At 64.9% G+C, this 17,890-nt stretch carries 16 protein-coding genes and 1 pseudogene; 9 read left to right on the forward strand and 8 right to left on the reverse strand.

Annotated elements, in window-relative coordinates; genetic code table 11:
- Positions 1-210: 210 nt before the first annotated feature.
- From ACFWF1_RS12845 to ACFWF1_RS12865, 5 genes are all read left to right on the forward strand, one after another.
- Positions 211-588: a DoxX family protein gene (locus tag ACFWF1_RS12845; protein WP_379285036.1), complete on the forward strand. Its 378-nt coding sequence runs from the start codon at positions 211-213 to the stop codon at positions 586-588.
- Positions 585-2,207: a bifunctional 3-(3-hydroxy-phenyl)propionate/3-hydroxycinnamic acid hydroxylase gene (locus ACFWF1_RS12850; RefSeq protein WP_379285035.1), complete on the forward strand. Its 1,623-nt coding sequence runs from the start codon at positions 585-587 to the stop codon at positions 2,205-2,207. The genes ACFWF1_RS12845 and ACFWF1_RS12850 overlap by 4 nt, the downstream gene beginning before the upstream one ends.
- 140 nt (positions 2,208-2,347) lie before the next feature.
- Complete coding sequence (locus ACFWF1_RS12855) at positions 2,348-3,286, forward strand: NAD(P)-dependent oxidoreductase (RefSeq protein ID WP_379285034.1); 939 nt, start codon at positions 2,348-2,350, stop codon at positions 3,284-3,286.
- Between the two features lie 179 nt (positions 3,287-3,465).
- The gene (locus tag ACFWF1_RS12860; RefSeq protein WP_379285033.1) at positions 3,466-4,590 is read left to right on the forward strand and encodes a hydroxyneurosporene dehydrogenase; all 1,125 of its coding nucleotides are present in this window, start codon (positions 3,466-3,468) and stop codon (positions 4,588-4,590) included.
- 246 nt (positions 4,591-4,836) lie between these two features.
- On the forward strand, positions 4,837-5,445 hold the full coding sequence (locus ACFWF1_RS12865; protein WP_379285032.1) for a TetR/AcrR family transcriptional regulator: 609 nt from the start codon (positions 4,837-4,839) through the stop codon (positions 5,443-5,445).
- Positions 5,446-5,474: 29 nt separating this feature from the next.
- Here ACFWF1_RS12865 and ACFWF1_RS12870 read toward each other — a convergent pair whose 3' ends face one another.
- The 4 genes from ACFWF1_RS12870 to ACFWF1_RS12885 are packed head-to-tail and all read right to left on the reverse strand — an operon-like array spanning position 5,475 to position 9,988.
- Positions 5,475-6,686, reverse strand: coding sequence for an MFS transporter (locus ACFWF1_RS12870; protein ID WP_379285031.1), 1,212 nt, complete (start codon positions 6,684-6,686; stop codon positions 5,475-5,477).
- Positions 6,670-8,238 carry an FAD-dependent oxidoreductase gene (locus ACFWF1_RS12875; protein ID WP_379285030.1) on the reverse strand — a complete coding sequence of 523 codons (1,569 nt, stop codon included), beginning with the start codon at positions 8,236-8,238 and terminating at the stop codon, positions 6,670-6,672. The genes ACFWF1_RS12870 and ACFWF1_RS12875 overlap by 17 nt, the downstream gene beginning before the upstream one ends.
- Positions 8,235-9,134: an alpha/beta fold hydrolase gene (locus tag ACFWF1_RS12880; RefSeq protein WP_379285029.1), complete on the reverse strand. Its 900-nt coding sequence runs from the start codon at positions 9,132-9,134 to the stop codon at positions 8,235-8,237. Before ACFWF1_RS12880 ends, ACFWF1_RS12875 begins: the two co-directional genes overlap by 4 nt.
- Positions 9,131-9,988, reverse strand: coding sequence for an alpha/beta fold hydrolase (locus ACFWF1_RS12885; protein ID WP_379285028.1), 858 nt, complete (start codon positions 9,986-9,988; stop codon positions 9,131-9,133). The genes ACFWF1_RS12880 and ACFWF1_RS12885 overlap by 4 nt, the downstream gene beginning before the upstream one ends.
- Positions 9,989-10,123: 135 nt before the next feature.
- On the opposite strand from ACFWF1_RS12885, the gene ACFWF1_RS12890 reads away from it, so the two are divergent.
- Together ACFWF1_RS12890 and ACFWF1_RS12895 are read left to right on the forward strand one after the other, a co-directional pair.
- Positions 10,124-10,840, forward strand: coding sequence for a TetR/AcrR family transcriptional regulator (locus ACFWF1_RS12890; protein ID WP_379285027.1), 717 nt, complete (start codon positions 10,124-10,126; stop codon positions 10,838-10,840).
- Between the two features lie 188 nt (positions 10,841-11,028).
- Positions 11,029-11,472 (forward strand): DUF6294 family protein, encoded by a 444-nt coding sequence (locus ACFWF1_RS12895; protein WP_379285026.1) that lies wholly within the window; start codon positions 11,029-11,031, stop codon positions 11,470-11,472.
- 24 nt (positions 11,473-11,496) lie between these two features.
- On the opposite strand, the pseudogene ACFWF1_RS12900 reads toward ACFWF1_RS12895, so the two are convergent.
- The 4 genes and pseudogenes from ACFWF1_RS12900 to ACFWF1_RS12915 form a co-directional block, all read right to left on the reverse strand.
- A pseudogene (locus ACFWF1_RS12900) lies at positions 11,497-11,766 on the reverse strand (Rid family hydrolase); the annotation flags it as partial.
- An 18-nt stretch (positions 11,767-11,784) separates the two neighbouring features.
- The gene (locus ACFWF1_RS12905; protein WP_379285025.1) at positions 11,785-13,203 is read right to left on the reverse strand and encodes an MFS transporter; all 1,419 of its coding nucleotides are present in this window, start codon (positions 13,201-13,203) and stop codon (positions 11,785-11,787) included.
- A gap of 15 nt (positions 13,204-13,218) precedes the next feature.
- Complete coding sequence (locus ACFWF1_RS12910; protein WP_379285024.1) at positions 13,219-14,067, reverse strand: DMT family transporter; 849 nt, start codon at positions 14,065-14,067, stop codon at positions 13,219-13,221.
- A gap of 74 nt (positions 14,068-14,141) precedes the next feature.
- Positions 14,142-14,462, reverse strand: coding sequence for a hypothetical protein (locus ACFWF1_RS12915; RefSeq protein ID WP_379285023.1), 321 nt, complete (start codon positions 14,460-14,462; stop codon positions 14,142-14,144).
- Positions 14,463-14,591: 129 nt separating this feature from the next.
- Here ACFWF1_RS12915 and ACFWF1_RS12920 point away from each other — a divergent pair, with 129 nt between their 5' ends.
- Both ACFWF1_RS12920 and ACFWF1_RS12925 read left to right on the forward strand, forming a co-directional pair.
- The gene (locus ACFWF1_RS12920; protein WP_379285022.1) at positions 14,592-15,518 is read left to right on the forward strand and encodes a LysR family transcriptional regulator; all 927 of its coding nucleotides are present in this window, start codon (positions 14,592-14,594) and stop codon (positions 15,516-15,518) included.
- Between the two features lie 226 nt (positions 15,519-15,744).
- A complete protein-coding gene (locus tag ACFWF1_RS12925; RefSeq protein ID WP_379285021.1) occupies positions 15,745-17,853 on the forward strand; it encodes an acyltransferase family protein in 2,109 nt (702 codons plus the stop codon).
- The last annotated feature ends 37 nt before the right edge of the window (positions 17,854-17,890 follow it).

Here is a 17,890-nt window from a genome sequence, read left to right on the forward strand (position 1 = left end):
TCCTGGCTCCTGCGAACTCGCGCAGCCCTTCCAGGACCAGTAGTGCTGACGGTACATCTCTGTACATAATAGGTCAACACTGTTATTTGACTACAGTAATTGACAGTATTTGAACAGTAGTGTTCAGTCAGGTGCGGTCGGCACCACAACCGACACCCACTCAAAGGAGAGCTTCGACATGTTCCAGTCCATCGCCAGGACAGTGCGTCGATGACGGCGACGGTGATCGCGATCCAGTCCGTTCTCGGCATGCTCTACACCGCCACCGCGGGCTTCAAGCTGGCGCGACACCCGCACATGGTCGAGGACTTCCAGCAGATGCGGCTGCCATACCTAACGGCTTACCTGTCTGCGGCCGCCGAAATCATCTGCGGCCCAGCTCTGCTCGCCGGAATCTGGGTGCAGTGGCTGGTCGCGCCCGCCGCAGCGGTCCTCACCCTGGTCATGATCTGCGCAGCCATCGTCAGCTACCCGCGCCGGAAACCCTGGAAAACGATCGGCGTGACGGTTTTGGCCGTGCTATGCGCGGCGTTGACCCTGTACTACTACCCCGATTTGTCCGACTCGCTGGCCGAGGTGAGTTCGTGAACCTGGACGAACCCGCACCACCAGCCGCCCACACCGACCACGACGTGATCATCGTCGGTTGCGGTCCGACCGGCGCGACGCTGGCCAACCTGCTGCGTGCCAACGGGCACCGCATCGCCGTCTTCGATCGCCGTACCGAGGTGTTCGACGCGCCGCGCGCGATGCTTCTCGACGATGAAAGCGACCGCATCATTCGCGATCTCGGCATCCGTGACGCGATGGTGCCGCACGACCTGGTGCGTCTCGAGAACCATCGCATCGTCGGCAAGCGGCGCACACCGCTGCTGGATGTGAATCTGCGAGATGTCGGCGTTTCCCTCGGATGGATGTTCCACCAGCCGACCCTCGAATCCCTTCTGCGTCAGCGGTTTATCGGCGATCCCGCGGTTGACGCGTACTTCGGCTACGAGGTCGACCAGGTGGTCAGCGGCCCCGACACGGCGCGAGTCCGCGCCACCGAGACTGCCACCGGACAACCGGGCGAATTCGGTGCGCGCTATGTCGTCGGTTGCGACGGAGCAGCCAGCACGGTCCGGCGCTCGATAGGAGCGGCGCGCACCGACTTCGGGTTCTCCCAATCCTGGGTCGTCGTAGACGCCCGCGCCCGCGATGCGGACTACTTCCGCTCCCTGCCCGACGGGTCGGAGTTCATGTGCCGCCCCGGCAGCGCGGCGATCTTCGCGAAGGGCTGCCGACAACATCTGCGATTCGACTTCCAGGTCACACCCACCCCGGGCAAGACCGACTGGACCCCGGATGCTTACGACCACATCACCGAATACCTCGATCTGTCCATGATCGACATCGAACGCGTGTCGCCTTACACCTTCTACGCGGGCATGCCACAGCGCTGGCGCCAGGACAGACTGCTTCTCGCCGGAGACGCCGCGCACCAGACACCGCCGTTCGCCGGCCAAGGCCTCAATATGGGGCTGCGCGATGCCATGAACCTCGCGTTCAAGCTCGATCTCGTGTTGAACGGTCGCGCTCCCGACCACCTGCTCGACACCTACCAGCAGGAACGGTGGGACAACTGCGCGACGGTGATCAAGGCATCAGCGGCAACCGGAAAGCTCATCACCTCCCACCGCCGCACCACCGCGGCCCTGCGCTCGGTGCTGCTGTTCGCCGGGCGCCACAGCCACTACGCCGTCCGGGTGCGCGCCCGTGCGGAAGTGCGGAAGCAGCCGTATAAGCAGGGTTTGCTCGGTGGCACACACAAAACCTCTGGGGCACTGATGATTTCGCCCGAGGTGAGCACCCCCGACGGGACAACCACGCTCGATCACGTGGCCGGCAACCACTTCCTGCTACTGACGACCTCGCCGCCACTGGGCCCGCAGGTCGACGCGTTTGCCGACCGTCTCTCGGGCCGGATCCGGGTCATCGGACACGACGTCGACTGCCCAGCAGGAGAACTGCGGCGCTGGTTCGCCAAAAGCCGGGTGTCCGCAGTGCTGGTACGCCCAGATCACTACATCTTCGACGCCGGCAATAACCCCGATGAGCTGTGTGGAGGTCTTCTGTCCGCAATCGACAGTCATCCCAGCGCCACCTCGAAGCTACCGCCGCGACCGCGTGGCGAACGCCGGACTGTCGGACCACCTACGCCGATCTGACCTACCTGAGCCCACCGGGCCGACCTACGAATACCGGCACGACTGCGACGCGAGGGTCATTCAACGACACATCTTCCCAGTTGAGCGGTTTTCGGATACGATGTATCCGTTATTGTACAGTCAACGCCGAGGAGACGTGCATGACTACGAACGGCAACGGCCCCGCCGTGGGCTGGATCGGTACGGGCCGGATGGGTGCGGCGATGGTGACCCGGCTGGCGCTGGCGGGCTCCGCGCCGACGGTCTGGAACCGCACCCGCAGCAAGGCCGAGCCGCTGGCGGAATACGGCTGTCTCATCGCCGGCGACATCGCGCACCTGCGCGGCCTCGACGTGGTGTTCACGATGGTGTCCACCCCGGCGGATCTGGAACAGGTGCTGCTGGGCGACGGCGGTCTGCTGGCCGATCCGGATATCGCACCGGCGGTCGTAGTGGACTGTTCGACCGTCTCGACCGAGGCATCGGCGCAACTGCGGACGGTATGCGAACAGCGTGGCGTCGAATTCCTGGCCGCGCCGGTCAGTGGCAACGCGAAAGTGGTTCGTGCGGGCGGTCTTTCGATCGCGGCATCGGGACCGCTCGACACCTACGAACGGGTCGAACCGCTGCTGCGCCAGATCGGCAAGTCGGTCACCTATGTCGGCGAAGGGGAGGTGGCACGGCTGGTGAAGATCTGCCACAACCTGATGCTCGGCGTCGTCACCCAGTCGCTGGCCGAGATCACCGTGCTCGCCGAGAAAGGCGGGGTGAGCCGGGCCGCGTTCCTGGAGTTCCTGAACGACAGCGTGATGGGCTCGGTGTTCACCCGCTACAAGTCGCCGGCATTCGTGCATCTGGACTACACGCCGACGTTCACTCCGGTGCTGCTGCGCAAGGATTTCGACCTCGGCCTGGCGGCGGCCCGCGAGCTCGACGTCCCGATGCCGGTAGCGGCGATCACCGCTCAGCTGGTGCAGGCCACCGTCGGCAGCGGGCGGGTAGACGAGGATTTCGCGATCCTGCTCGACCTGCAGGCTCAGGCATCCGGGCTGGAGCTGAAACCCGAGCAGACACCCATTGATGATGGCCTCGGTGCGTAATCGTGGAGCCAGGCCCTGGCAGCGAGCCGAAATTCAGCAAACTGGTCGTTTCGCTTCGACGCTCGAGCTTAGGTTGACTCGATACGTCAGCCATATCTCCAGGTAGATGCCTTTAACCGAAGGAAGCCAATTGACTTTTCTGGAAATCACAGTCGCAAACCCCACCTAAGGAGAAAGTCATGCCCGCACCCGCATTGCCGCTCCACCGAGCCCGCAAGGATCTACCCGCCGGCCTGCTGTCCGACGCCGAGCACTACCGCGCCTTGAACATCGGGACCGACAACCGCGCACCCGCGGTCGCCGAGGACGGCATGCGTACCAGCGGTGCGCCCGGCACCTGGGAGTGGTGGTATTTCGACAGCCATCTCGAAGATGGCAGCACCGTCGTGATCGTCTTCTACACCAAGGATTTCAACACCCCGTTCAAGGGCATGGGCCCGATGATCACCGTCGAGATCGACCGGCCCGACGGCACGCACCTCGAGCGGGAGTTCAAGTTCGATGCGTCCGCGTGGTCGGCGAGCGAGACCACCTGCGATGTACAGGTCGGCGACAACTACTTCCGTGGCGATCTCGAGCATTACCAGATCAAGGTTGCCGACGCCGAGCTCGACATCGAGGTCAGCATCGAGCGCACGACCAACAGCTGGCGACCCAAGACCGGCATCATCACCTTCGGCGAGGACGACAAGTTCTTCGGCTGGGTCGTCGCCGTGCCACAGGGCAAGGCGAACGTCAGCGTGAAGAGCGCGCAGACGTCGTTCACCGCGCAGGGATCGTGCTACCACGACCACAACTGGGGCACCGTGATGATGCCGAAGGTGATCAACCATTGGTATTGGGGTCGCGCCGAAATCGGCCCGTTCACCTTCATTGTCGCCGAGATCATCGCCGAGTCCGAATTCGACAATGTGCCCATCGTCGTGTTCAACCTCGCGCGCGACGGGCACACCGTCGCCGACGAGGAGGAGAACGTCACCGTCTATCGCACCTATCCCAGGTTCGGCCCCGACAGCCCCAAACCGATCAGCGACGGCCTGCTCTTCGAGTACCAGGCGCCCGACTCGGATGTGCGCTACGAGATCACACTGCAGCGCAAGAAGAACCTCTTGGTCGCCAAGTTCCTGGACAAGATGATCCCGAACGCCGTTGTGCGAGGGTTCGTCGCTCGGATCACCGGCTTCGACGGCGCCTACCACCGCTTCACCGGCCCGGCCACGGTCCGGGTCTATCAGGGCGGCAATCTGGCCGAGGAGTACTCGAGCCCGACCGCGGTGTGGGAGCTGATGTACTTCGGCAAGTGAAAGATGGTGCGGACCAGCCATATCGACGAAATGCGTTGCGGATCGGGTGCGGGACAACATGTCCGGCGCCCGATCGGCGTTTCAGGCCGCGCCGGACAGGCGTACCACCACGCTCGGCCGCACGCCGGGTCCGCTGGAGGCGACTGCGTGCCGCCTGTCTCGTGTTGAACAAGTATGATCACTTTGGAACACAACCAGCTACCGTGACCAGGGCGCCAGCGTCACAACACCGACGAGGAATCACCTATGAGATCAACGGATAAGCGAGTCCTCACGGCGGCGATCAAACTACTCGGCGAGAAAGGCACGCTGGATCTGACGATGAGCGAGCTGGCGGCCGAGGCGCAGGTCGCGCGCGGCACGCTGTATCGCAATATCGAGTCCATGGAACGGCTCTATGCGGATGTGGTGCAGGAGCTGACCACGGAAACGCACCTGCGAATCGCGGTGGCGTTGGACAACCACGGTGACGACGATCCGGCGGTGCGCTTGGCGATGGCGCTGCGGATGTTCGTGCGGATGGCCCACGAGAATCCGTCGATGGGCAAGTTCATCGTGCGCTTCGGTCTCACCGATGACTCGCTGCGTGGCATCCTTTCCGGCCCGCCGATGAAGGATGTCGCCGCGGGGAAGGCCGCTCACCGGTACGTCCTGGACGGGGTGCCCGACGTATCGGTCGCCTCGCTGATGATCGGCGTTGCGGTCAGCGCCATCTGGATGGTTCTGGAAGGCCATCAAGGCTGGCGAGAAGCCGGCTCCTCCGCAGCGGAACTGCAGTTGCGGGCGCTCGGAGTGGATGCGGAGCAGGCACGTCGGATCGCTACCGCGGACATGCCGCCGTTGCCGGCCAACTGACCGTTGCCACGGCCAGGGCCTGGACTCGATCACCCAGAAAGAGAACTCGGAGCGACGCGCCCACGGTGCACGCGCAGGGTGACGATCAGCGAAAACGCGGCCAGCCCTGCGACGATCGCGGCGAAGGCTATCCCGGAACCGGCCAGGCTCCATCGTTGGGCCGCCAAGCCCACTCCGACCACGGGCAGGGAAATCGCGATATAGGCGACGACGAAATAGGCCGAGGCAACCTCACCGCGACGCGGCGGCGGCGCCGCTCGGATGACGGAGTTCAGGCCCTTGCCGAAACTCGCGCCTTGCCCCGCACCCGCCACCAGCGCCCCCGCCAGTAGCGCACCTATCGAGTTCGCCGCCAGCGCGATGACGATCAGCACCATCCCGCCCATCAGACCGGCGCATCCCAGAATCATTGCCACGGGTGTGGATACGGACCAGGTGAGCAGCTGTGCCGCAGCAGAGGCCACGAACAGAGCCGAGACCAGCACCCCGGCGACCGCAGTGTTGCCGACCCCGAGGGATTGCCGCAGGAAGGTCGGCACGACCGCGGTGAACAGCCCCAACACACAGAACCCCGCAAACGCGGTCAGCGCGGCACGCGCGAAATCCGATCGCGCTTCGGCAGGCACGGATATCCGCTGGACGGTCAGTCGAGCGCCCGACGTCGCGGCTGAGGTTTCGCTCAGACGGATCAACCCGAGCCCAGCCAGACCCACCAACGCCAGGTGCACGATGAACGCGAGGCGCAGCGGCCAGGGCGCGTACTGCACCAGCAGACCCGACACGGTCGGCCCGAGGCCGAGGCCGCCGATATTGGCGATGGCCGCGACTACGACGGCACGGGACCGCCACGACCGCGGTGCGGTCTCGACGATGGTGGCGGTGGCGGTTCCGGTGAAGATCCCGGCGGACAGCCCCGACAGTGCCCGGCCGAGCAGTAGTTGCCAGACCGGGCCCGCGGTCAGGAAGACCGCGGAACTAGCTGCCGCACAGGCGATTCCGGCCAAGAGCAGCGGTCGCCGACCGAGGGTGTCCGACCATCGGCCGAACACCAGCAGAGCGGTGATGACGCCCGCCGCGTAAATGGCGAACACGACCGTCGAGATCGCGAGGCCGAAGCCGAGCTCGTCGGCGTACCTGGCGTACATCGGTGTCGGCATCGTCGTGCCGAGCATCACCACGGCGAAGGCGTACACGACCGCTGCGAACTGGCGGCCTTGCGTCGAATCAGATGGTGACGGCACGGCCGGTGGCCTCATCCTGGGCAGGGGTCAGCAACCGCACGAGCGCCTGGGTGACGGCCGCGCGGTCGGTGGTCGCGATGGAAGCGAGGTAGCCGTCAGGGCGGACGAGCAGCAGTGTCGAGGTCTGTAGTCCGTAGGTCTGACGGAAGATGCCGGTGATGTCGGCGAGCACGATATCGACGTCGGCGTCGCTGCCCGCGTCGACGGCCAGCCGCTTCAGTTGCGCGCCGAATACGTTCCAGCGTAAAGCTTTCAGATCCGCGACAGCTTCGCGACCATAGGCGATGGCAGTGAAGTGCGGGCCGGACATCGCGTCGAACAAACGCAGCGGCCCGCCCAGCGCGTCGAGCAGTTTCGCGTCCGGGGCGCGGTCACCCACCTGCAGTGTTTCGGTGCGCTCACTGTTCGGCGGCGTCAGTGGTCCACCGCGGTAATGCAGACCCAGCTGGCGTTCGTCCTTGCCGCGTTTGATGCTGGACGGGTCGAGTTTCGACATGCCCTGATACTTCTTCGTCGACAATCCCAGCACGGCGGCCGCGATCGGCAGGCGCTCCGCCTCGTAGGTGTCCAGCAGGGTGTCGGGCGCGCCGGCCAGGACCTGGCCCAGTTTCCAACCGAGGTTGTAGGCATCCTGCAGGCCCGTGTTGAGTCCTTGGGCTCCGGCCGGGGTGTGCACATGGGCGGCGTCCCCGGCGAGGAACACCCGTCCCGAGCGGTACCGGTCGACCATCCGAATGTTGGGGCGGAACACCGACTTCCAGCCGATGTCGTGGATGCGGATGTGCTTGTCGCGGACGTGCGCATGGATCCGCTCGTTGATCCCGGCCTCGTCCAGCGGGGGTTCCTCGTCCGGGCGCAGCCGGATCATCCACTGGAACTGGTCGGAATGCGGCAGCGGGCAGGCGCCGATGAACTGGCCTCTGGGCCCGGGCCACACATGCCAACGGTCCCGCGCGAGTCCCTCGACGGCGGCATCGACGATGAGCATCCGGTCTTGCTCGTCGGTGGAACCCAGGAAGCCGATCCCGAGTGCGCGACGCACCGCACTCGATCCGCCGTCGGCACCGACGAGGTAGCGGGCGGCGATTTCCCGTGCCCCTTCCGCGCCGACCACTGTCGCTACGACCGCGTCGTCATGTTGTTCGAATCCCGTTAACTCGCAGCCAAATTCGACGTGGCGGCCGAGTCGCCGCAGTCGCGCGTGCAGGGCCGCGTCGGTGCGGTGCTGCGGAATCATCCACGTGTTCGGGTACGGCACATCTGTTGTGGCGTCGTTCTGTGGCTGCATGCGCCACGGAATCATCAACGGCCCCAGATGAATTCCCAGTAGCGGATAGTTGCCGCCGCCGGTCCGGATTTCGCCGAGCGCGTCGAGGTCGTCGAGCACCTCGAGGCTGCGGGGCTGAATGCCCTTGGCGCGCGAGCCGTCGAAGGCGTACGCGGCCTTGTCCACGACCCGCACGGCCAGCCCGCGACGTGTCAGGTCGATAGCCAGGGCGGTGCCGGTCGGGCCGCCGCCGACGACCAGCACATCGATCATCTCGTCGCTCATCGCTGTGACCACCGTCCGGCTTGCTCGACGAAAGCGCCGAATTTCGCGGCGACCTGCGCGGGCCGCTCATAGGGGGCCATGTGTCCGCACTCTTCGAAAATGTGGCATTCCGCGGGCATCAGCAGGCTGCGCACCTCGTCGAACCCGGCGATCGGGGTGACTTGGTCCTGCGCACCCCATAACAGCATCGACGGCACGGGCCAGTGCCCGGCGCGCGCGTAGAGGTCTTGGCGGTCGGTCAGCGGGAAGTCCGCGATCGTGGCGAACAGGGCATACATCGAGCCCTCGAATCGGTAGCAGTCGCGCACCATCGCCGACAGTTCCGCGGACTGCCCGGCGTCGCGGACGTTGTGCGAAAGATGCTGCTCCAGCATCCGGCTGCCCAGATATTTGCCGAGCAGCACGCTCAACCGGTCGTGGCGAAGCAGTCGGGCCCCCGCCGGTGGTTTCGCGGCCAATCCGCCTGGCCCGACCAAGGTCAACGTCGCGGTCTGCGCGAGGTGCCGTTCGGCGAACGCCGTTGCGACCAGGGCACCCATCGAGGTCCCCAGCACATGCCAACGATCGGTCAGCCCGAGCCGGTCGGTCAGTTCCGAGAGCTGGCGCACGAATAGTGCCTCGTCGTATCCGGTCCGGACCCGTTCGGAGTAGCCGCGCCCGTAGCCGCTGTAGGCGAGCGTGCGAAAGCCTTTGCCGTGCAGCTCTTCTGCGAGCCGGTCCCAGTAGAACAGCGGGATCGTCAGTCCGCCGGCCAGGATGACCACCGCACCGTCGCCGGGACCGGTGAGCTCGTAATGGGTGCTGCCGTCGGAGCACTGGACGAAGCTGCCGCGCAGTTCGTCGCGACCGACCTGATCGAGGCGGCGGTCCTCGCCGCGCGCGGTGAAATACCTCATGGCCGTTTGCCTTTCGGTGCGCCGAGGGAGCCGGCGGTCAGAAAGTCCCGGATCGCACCCGCGACCCATTCGGGCGCCTCCTCCGGCAGCAGGTGCCCACCGTTTGCGTAGGTGGCTTCCGCACTGTCCGCGATATCGTGGGCGAAGTGCTGGCCGTCGATCATGCCACTGCGCAGGATCAGCGTCGGTGCAGTGATGCGCGTGAGGTCGGCGGTGCGATCGAGCTGATCGGTGTTGGCGAAATCTATGAATGCCGAACGATTTCCGGACCGGTTCAGCATCGCGTGCACCCGATCCACCATCGCCTCGTTGACGATCGCGCTACCGGGCCCGACCGCCGAACGCAGGTTGCGCTCGGTTGCCGCCCGAGAAGTCATGCGCCGCAACAACGCCCGCGTCAACGGATTGCGTGCCAGCCGCAATCCCAGCGGCAGTGACTTGTCCGGGTAGCCGGTTGCGTTGATCAGCACCAGCCGCTCGACCCGTTGCGGGAAGTCCAGCGCGAAATTCCAGGCGATGTTGCCACCGAGTGAGTTGCCGACAATCGACGCGGCCCGCACGTCGAGGGAGTCCAGGAACGCCACCATCGTTTTCGCGAAGGTCTGGATGCGGTAGTCGCGGTCGGGCCGGGGTCCGGTGAGGCCGAATCCTGGCAGGTCGGGGCGGATCACATCGAACGACGACGACAGCAGCGTCGTCACTCGATCGAAGCTGTGCAGCGAGGAACCACTCCCATGCAGCAGTAGCACCGGCGAGCCGGTCCCGGTCCGCTTGTAGTGCACATTCAGGCCCTCGACGGTCGTGAAGCGGGAATCCGCGTCGATGTAGTCGTCTGCAGCTTGCCTTCTCACCATAATGGTTACAGTGTTGCCGTTATTATGTCCAGCGTCAAGAGCCCAAAGGTCCGCTCTGGTCAATATTCGGCTACGATGTAACCGTTATAGCGGGGTGGAATGATGTCATGGACGCGGATTGGCGACAATGTGGGCGTGAGCACCGCCGAGCAATCCGCCAACGAACCCGACAGCTCCCAGCGCCGGTCCCCCGGCCGCCCTCGGGTCCCGTTCGATCGGATCATCGAGACCGCACTGCGTATCGTCGACGAAGACGGCGCCGACGCACTATCCATGCGCACCCTCGCCCAGCGGCTCGACACCGGGACAGCGACTCTCTATCGCGCCGTGGCCAACCGCGCCGAGCTGATCGCCCATGTCGTCGATCACGTCTTCGGGAAAGTCGAGTTCGACCCGCAAGTGTTCCGCGGTGCCGACTGGCAGCAAGCCTGCCTCATCGGCGGGCAGGCAGCCTTCGACACCCTGAGTCGCCACCGCCGCGTGGCACCCCTGCTCATCGAACAGGTGCCTACCGGCCCCAACGCGATGGCTTACCGAGAGCGGTTCCTCGCCATGCTGCTCAACAACGACTTCGCGCCAGCAGCCGCCGCTCGCGCCTACGCCACCATCGCCAGATACGTGCTCGGCTTCGCCGCCCAACTCCACGGCCACGGCACCGCAGCCGACGTCGACCCCACCGACCTGCGCTCCCGCTACCGCGGGCTCGACCCCACCATGTTCCCCGCCACCATCGCCGTCGCCGGCTCCTTGCCAACGATGACACTCGAAGACGAGTTCGCCTTCGGGCTCCGACTCATCGTGACGGGACTAACCGATCTGCGCGGGAACGGAACCAACCATCGTCAAAAGTAGTGCGCCATTCGAGCTCAAAGTCCTGATGGCGCTACTTCTCGATTCCGCGCCGCGGACTCCCCGGGTAATCGGCGGCCCACTGCCAACACGCCGGGCCGACAGATTCGGGTAGTCCGGTACGCAGGTCGGCGGCGCGATCGCGACCGATACTGGATGTCTCTCAGTAGCAGCGAATTCAGGAGGCCGCCATGGCCGTATCCGTGCACCGCAGTATCAGCAGACTGGCCGCGTGTGCCTTCTTGGCCGCCGTCGCCCTCGGCCCGACCCCCATCGCCCAGGCCGACGACACGCCGCACAAATCATTCCGCTGGGACCACGACCTGCACGCCGGTGACTGCACGATGTTCCACGGCGCCAACTTCAGCCTCGTCGCCGACGGCTACGCCTACTTCTACGCCGAGGTCACCAGTAGCGACGACAACGACGCCTGGATCATGCACGCCCGCCTGGTCAGCGCCGACAACAGATACCTGAGCACGATCAACAACGCCAACCCCATTCCGGGCGACCTCACCAAATTCGTCCTCAACCTGCCCAGCAGCAAACACCAGTACCCCTGGGCCTTCCGAGCCACCTACGCCCCAGAGGACTTCAACGCCGCAGCCCACATCGAACTGCGCAACTCCTGCTAACCGAGGTGCCGAAAGGTGCGTGGTCGTGCTGACGACATCTTGCAAGCGGCTGCCCAATTGCAGGAGAGTAACTTCGATTTTTGAGAGGATATACATGGTCTGTTCATATGCGCCCACACCCTGGACAACGCCGTCACCGTCAGTTGCCACCGTCCCGGCAACATAGACATGACCGCCCTGTCGCACCCCCCGCGAATACCCCATCTGCGGCTCCCACAGGGACGGACTGAAGACAATGACCCGACCGGATTCCGTAGTTTCTACGGTGCCGCCTTCGTAGGTGCTTATTGTCATATTTCGATCTCCCTCTTGCTACACATTCACATCTGCCGTCGGCTGCTGCCGACGTGACGACATCCGGACCGCAAACGAGATTGCGAGGAGTGCGATCGCGGGAAGTAGATACGAGTACCGTGTCGCCAGTTCTCGAATAACGGCCGTGTCGTGTCGATCACTGATCTGATTCGAGATGAGGCTGACACTCAGACCGATCGAGGCGACCCCGAAACCGGATCCGAGCGAAAATGCTGTCTCCTGTATCGCACCGACATCCGACTGGCCGGCGGGGCCGACGCTTTCGACCATCAATGTGGTGCCGGATGCGGTGACGATGCCCGTCGAGACGCCGATGACGACAATAGACCACAATCCGGTAGTCAGCCCCAACCCGGCCAGGAGCAAGAATCCAGCGGCTCCCATGACAAGCGCCATCACCAAGGCTGTCGTCGGTCGGCATTTCGTCAATAGTCGTGAGGTTGTCACTGCGCCAAGGGTGTTGGCGGCGGCCAAGGGCACGATCAACAGCCCGGCGACCAGCGGAGTTCTGTCCAGCCCGAGCTGCTGATACTGCGTGATCGAGAAGATCGCCGCGGCATACAGCCCCCAGGACAGCATGATTGCCACCGTCGCGGTGGTGAACGCGGCGTTACGGAACAACCGCAATTGCAGGATCGGCATTCGCGAAACCAACTGTCGCCTGATAAATATCGCAGCGGCCAGCACACTCACCGGAATCGCTACGACCCCGACCGCATTGCGAAGGTCTGGTTCGGTCAACGACTGCAGCGCATAGGCGATACCGCCGATGCCGAGGATGCTGCACACCAGGCTCGGCAGGTCGACCCGCCGGGCGATCCGTGGCGTGTCTTCCAGATAGATCAATCCGACAATGGCGGCCGCAACCGCAATGGGGACATTCACCAGGAAATTAGCACCCCACCAGAAGTGTTCGAGCAGCATGCCGCCGATAACCGGGCCCAACGCAGCACCGAGGCTTGCGCTCGCGGTCCAGATGGAAATCGCCAATCTCCGTCGTGCGCTCCCAGCGAATACTGCGCCCAGCAGTGGTATTGCGGTAGCCATCAGCGCTGCCGCAAATACTCCCTGGACGCAGCGCAGCACAATAATTTCCACCGGGGAACTACCGAACGCTGCAGCGAGCGACGCTATTGCGAAACCGGCGAGGCCGATCAAAAAAATTCGCTTCTGACCGTAGCGCGATCCGATGTCCGTCAAAGTAACGATTGTCGCCGCAATCGTCAAGGTGTAGCTGTTCACCACCCATACTGTTTCGGCCGGATTCGCAGACAACACCTGAGTCAGCTGCGGCAGCGCAACGTTGAGCAGGGTACTGTCCATGCCACCCATGAACAATGCGGCGGACAACACGAGCAGCCCCATGGCCTGACGATGACTGAATCCCGTCCCCGCCTCGGTTTTATCGATCAACATGGCGCTAATACACCCCTAGGCCGGTCGTGCTGTACCCGCTCGATGCTGAACGATCCACAGCGCGCTGATGGTGAGAATTAATCCGAAAAGAACCGGAACGGCCAATCTGGCGCCGTTGACAAAAAAGTCGAGTACCGCGGTAACCGCAGGCATTGTGAAGAACAGTCCGGTTACCGAGATGTTGTCGCGGGTACGAACCAACGTGTAAAGCAATGCCGTAGCGCCGATGCTGATCACCAAGACCATCCAGGCGGCCGATTCGACGAATACGCGGCCCGGCTGCCAGCAACCGGTGCCGAGCAGCGGTAGTGCCGCCGTGAACATGACGGCACTCAGGGTGGATTGCACGGCGAGCACCGCCCATAACCCCACACTGTCGTCGGCCCGAGCTTGAGCGACGGTACCGACGGTCATGGCGGCCAACGCGCCTACTGCAACACCGATCCCGGCGGCGGTATTGGCTCCTGAGCTCAGCTCGGCGGACACCGCAATAGTGACGCCCACGAGGCCGAGTACCAGCGCCGTCCACACGCGCAGGCTCCGCGCCTGCAGGAGGACTGCCGTGAGCAACGGTTGCGCGGACACGATGAGGGCAAGTAGACCGGGGGTAATGCCGCGGTCCAGCGCCACGAAAAAGCATCCCTGGTAGGCCACTTGCATGAGCACCGCCACGATGGCTGTGTGCGCCCATTGCCGCCGGGTGGACGGCAACCGGTCACGCACAACCACCCAGATCAGCCATGCGATCGTGGCAGAACCGACGGCTCGGACGGCGAGGAAGGCCTGCGGGGAGGCCTGGGTCAGGCCGAAAGGCGTGGCGATCGCCCCGGAGGACCACATCACTACGAACAGCGCGGGTACCAAGGCATTCCGCGCTGTTCGTTTCGCGCTGTTCGCGTGTTCCGATGCGAGCGCGCGAGCGTCGGTCGTCATGGAAGCTAAGACGCCCAGTCGTTGATGGAGAATCGCTCGGTCAGCGCGCGGTCGTCGATCATGTAGCCGGCGAGCATGTCGGCTTTGGCGGCGAGCAGTTCATCCCCGGCATTCCGGTGGTCGGTAGTGATTGCGCTGCCTGCGATGTCGCGGTAGGCGCTGTCTTCAGCGGTGCCACTCGCGTTGGCCAGCGACAAATTCTTCCAATAGCCCGAGGCGAACTCGTCGTACTCCTCTTCGAGCCGCGGAGTCATGGCCAGATACTCGAGATCCGGCTTCAGCCGGCTGCTGTCGAGATCGATGCGGGCGATGACATGCGAACGCATATGAGACTTCCCCTCCGTTGTCCCAGGTGGTGCTTCCGCAATCAGGGTGCCGCGTCGGCACTTCCGGCGACACGGCGATCTGCGAATGCCGGATACGTAGGATGTATAACTTCAGGTATGCAGGTAGAAATGCGGCATCTTCGGATCTTCGTGACCATCGTCGAGGAAGGCAGCATGGTCCGTGCGGCACAGCGGCTCGGCCTGACCCAGCCCTCGATCACCCGCGCCATGCAAGAACTCGAGCACCGACTGTCCACGACCCTGCTCATCCGCACGGGTCGTGGCGCCACCCCGACTACCGTCGGTCGTGAATTCGCCGGTACCGCGCGCCGGCTCGTGAAGGCGTTCGATGGTGCTCTCGACGCACCATCTCAGACATCACCCCTGCTCATCGCATATGCCTGGTCCGGGCTGATCCCCGCGATGGAGACGCTCCTGAGCACCTGGCACGCGCAGAACCTGCACCAGGACATCGAACTCGTCCGGGTACCGACTCCACTCGTCGCGCTCGACACCGCCACCGCCGATCTGGCGCTCGTGCGTGAATGGACCGCATCCCCGCGGTACGAACACCTCCCCATCGACCGCGAACCGCGCGTCGTCGCGATCAGCGCCGTCGATCCGCTTGCCACCCGTGCCGCCGTCTCCTTCGCCGACCTCGCTGGCTATGGGCTGGTCCGCAACACCCACGGTGGCACCACGCCGCAACATCTTTGGGGTCATCCGCACAACACCCTGCGCGACCGAACCACCAGCGACGTCGAGGACTGGGTCACCACCATCGCCACAACGCGTTCGGTCTTTGGTATTACCCCCGTTTCGACCGCTGACTTCTATCAGCACCCCGCCGTTGCCTACATTCCCCTGCAGCACGCTCCGTCTGTCGTCTCCTCCCTGATCTGGAGTGCGAACCGTCGTCCGGAGATCGGTGCGTTCATCGACCATGCCCGCAGGATCGTTCGCCCACTGGCGCAACTGCCTGCTGCGGCCGAGATAGTAAGCGCGCGAACACCTCCGCGGGTAGGGGGTTCAGCGACGGCTTCGGTGCACTGTTGACCGAACCTGATCTCCGGCTGCCCACGGCCGACTGACCGATCCGGGTCAGCGTGACGGGGACCTCATTGCCATCTGCCTTGTTTGCTCTGGCTGCGTTTTTACGGCATCTTTACAGGAGGTGTGCCGGGAAGTCTGGTCGGCGAACCCGGCTCGTGATCGCGGGTCGGGAGGCTGGTCGTGGGAGATTTCTGTTGCTTGTTCGTGTGTGTTCGGGGTGGCGTGTTCGTTGATCGGCACCGAGCGCATCCAGGAGACCGGGGTCGCATCCGATATTGACGATCAGCCTTCGGCGAGCGCGGGCGACCGAACCGTCGGCCCGCCGGTGCCGGAGTATCGGCATGATCTGGACGGGCTGCGTGGCATCGCCATCGCGTTGGTTGTGCTGTTCCACGTGTGGATGGGCCGGGTCTCCGGGGGCGTCGATGTGTTCCTGGTGTTGTCCGGGTTCTTCTTCACCGGCATGCTGCTGCGCGGCGGTGATGCGCGCGGCACGATCGACGTCGCGCGGGTGGCGCGCCGAACCGCGCGCAGGCTGCTGCCCGCGTTGGCGGTGGTGCTCGCGGCAGTGGTCGTCGGGACGGTGGTGCTGCGGCCATACACCCAGTGGGGCGACATCGCGGATCAGACCGTGGCGTCGGCGCTGTATTACCAGAACTGGCAGCTCGCGTACGCCGGGCTGGACTATGCCGCGCCCGATCCGTCGGTGAGCCCGCTGCAGCACCTGTGGTCGATGGCGGTGCAGGGACAGTTCTATCTCGCGATGACGGCCGTGCTCGCGATCTGGCTGTGGCTGTATCGACGCACGGCACGGAAACGCCTCCCCCGCTTCGGTTTACTCGCGCTGCTGTGCGTCGTCGCAGCGATGTCGTTCTGGTATGCGATGGTCGGCACGGCCGAGCACCAGGCGTGGACCTACTACGACAGCGGCGCCCGCGCTTGGGAACTGCTCGTCGGGGCGGCCCTCGCGGTGGCGGCGCCATGGATCTCGCTACCCGGACGCCTGCGGGCCGTGCTGGCGATACTCGGCCTCGCCGGGGTCCTCTCCTGCGGGCTGCTGATCGATGGCGGTGCCCGATTCCCCGGAGCCGCAGCACTGTTCCCCGTCGCCGCGGCGGCGGCGCTGATCGTCTCCGGCATGAACGCCCCCGCCGCGCGGCTACCGGTGGTGAACAAGCTGCTCGCTACCCGGCCGCTCACCGAACTCGGCAACCTGGGATACGCCCTATATCTATGGCATTGGCCGATTCTGATCTTCTATCTGGCCGAATACGGCGAACCGGCTCCCGGCCTCGAGGGCGGGCTGCTGGTGATCGCCGCCTCGCTCGTGCTGGCCTACGCGACGTACCTGCTGATCGAAACACCACTACGCGTGGCGACGCCTGTCGCGGAGTGGCGCCGCCGCGGCACCGGATCCATCGTGGTGACGCTCGGCGTCAGCGTGCTGATCGCGGCGTTCGGTTGGCAAGCCGTCCTGAAAGCCAATCCGGCCCGGCCGCCGGCCGCGCTGGATGCCGCCGAGTACCCCGGCGCGGCGGTGCTCGCCGCCGCCGCGGGCAGCACACCGGAGCGGATGCGGCCCACGGTTTTCGAGGGCTCGAAAGACGCGCCGCGACCGACCTTCGACGGGTGCATCACGCCGAATCGGGAGCTGCGCAGCTGTGTCTACGGCGACGAGTCCGCGTCCCGCACCATTGCGGTGGTGGGTGGATCGCATTCCGAGCATTGGTTGCCCGCGCTCGAAGTGCTTGCGCGCGAACGTCATTTTCGTATTCTGACCTTCCTGAAGGAAGGCTGCCCACTCACTTTCTCCGACGAGCCGTCCTACGCTCGCGCGCCGTTTCCCGAATGCCATGAATGGTCCGAGGCAGTGCTGGACCGGCTGGCCGACGAGCGACCGGATTGGGTGTTCGTCACCGCCACCCGCCCACGCACCGACAGCGGAGACGACGTGCCGCCGGAATATCTGGACGTCTGGTCGGCGCTGTCGGACCGCGGCCTGAATACCCTCGCCATCCGCGACACCCCGTGGCTGCGTCGCGACGGGGTCGCCTACCGCGCCGTCGATTGTCTTGCGCACCGCGGCTCGGCCGACAGCTGCGGTATGGACCGCACCGACGCCCTCGAACCCGGCAACCCGGCCGAACCGCTCGCCGCCGATTACCCGCAGGTCTATCCGCTCGATCTGAGCGACGCCGTCTGCCGCGCGGATCGGTGCCGCGTCGTCGAGGGCAACGTCCTGGTCTACCGCGACGAACACCATCTCACCGCCAGCTATGCCCGCACACTCGCGCCGGAACTCGGCCGGCAGATCGGCGCGGTGACGCAGTGGTGGTGAAGGCCGAGTCAGGCACGGTTCGGCGGGGCGGCAGCGA

It is taken from the genome of Nocardia sp. NPDC060255, from assembly GCF_042727395.1.
Lineage (GTDB): Bacteria > Actinomycetota > Actinomycetes > Mycobacteriales > Mycobacteriaceae > Nocardia.

What these genes read in the sequence shown, in the direction of transcription:
- ACFWF1_RS12845 (WP_379285036.1), top strand. Translation starts at nt 211, where the DNA reads ATGACGGCGACGGTGATCGCGATCCAGTCCGTTCTCGGCATGCTCTAC.
- ACFWF1_RS12855 (WP_379285034.1), top strand. Translation starts at nt 2,348, where the DNA reads ATGACTACGAACGGCAACGGCCCCGCCGTGGGCTGGATCGGTACGGGC.
- ACFWF1_RS12860 (WP_379285033.1), top strand. Translation starts at nt 3,466, where the DNA reads ATGCCCGCACCCGCATTGCCGCTCCACCGAGCCCGCAAGGATCTACCC.
- ACFWF1_RS12865 (WP_379285032.1), top strand. Translation starts at nt 4,837, where the DNA reads ATGAGATCAACGGATAAGCGAGTCCTCACGGCGGCGATCAAACTACTC.
- ACFWF1_RS12875 (WP_379285030.1), bottom strand. Translation starts at nt 8,238, where the DNA reads ATGAGCGACGAGATGATCGATGTGCTGGTCGTCGGCGGCGGCCCGACC.
- ACFWF1_RS12880 (WP_379285029.1), bottom strand. Translation starts at nt 9,134, where the DNA reads ATGAGGTATTTCACCGCGCGCGGCGAGGACCGCCGCCTCGATCAGGTC.
- ACFWF1_RS12885 (WP_379285028.1), bottom strand. Translation starts at nt 9,988, where the DNA reads ATGGTGAGAAGGCAAGCTGCAGACGACTACATCGACGCGGATTCCCGC.
- ACFWF1_RS12895 (WP_379285026.1), top strand. Translation starts at nt 11,029, where the DNA reads ATGGCCGTATCCGTGCACCGCAGTATCAGCAGACTGGCCGCGTGTGCC.
- ACFWF1_RS12905 (WP_379285025.1), bottom strand. Translation starts at nt 13,203, where the DNA reads ATGTTGATCGATAAAACCGAGGCGGGGACGGGATTCAGTCATCGTCAG.
- ACFWF1_RS12915 (WP_379285023.1), bottom strand. Translation starts at nt 14,462, where the DNA reads ATGCGTTCGCATGTCATCGCCCGCATCGATCTCGACAGCAGCCGGCTG.
- ACFWF1_RS12920 (WP_379285022.1), top strand. Translation starts at nt 14,592, where the DNA reads ATGCGGCATCTTCGGATCTTCGTGACCATCGTCGAGGAAGGCAGCATG.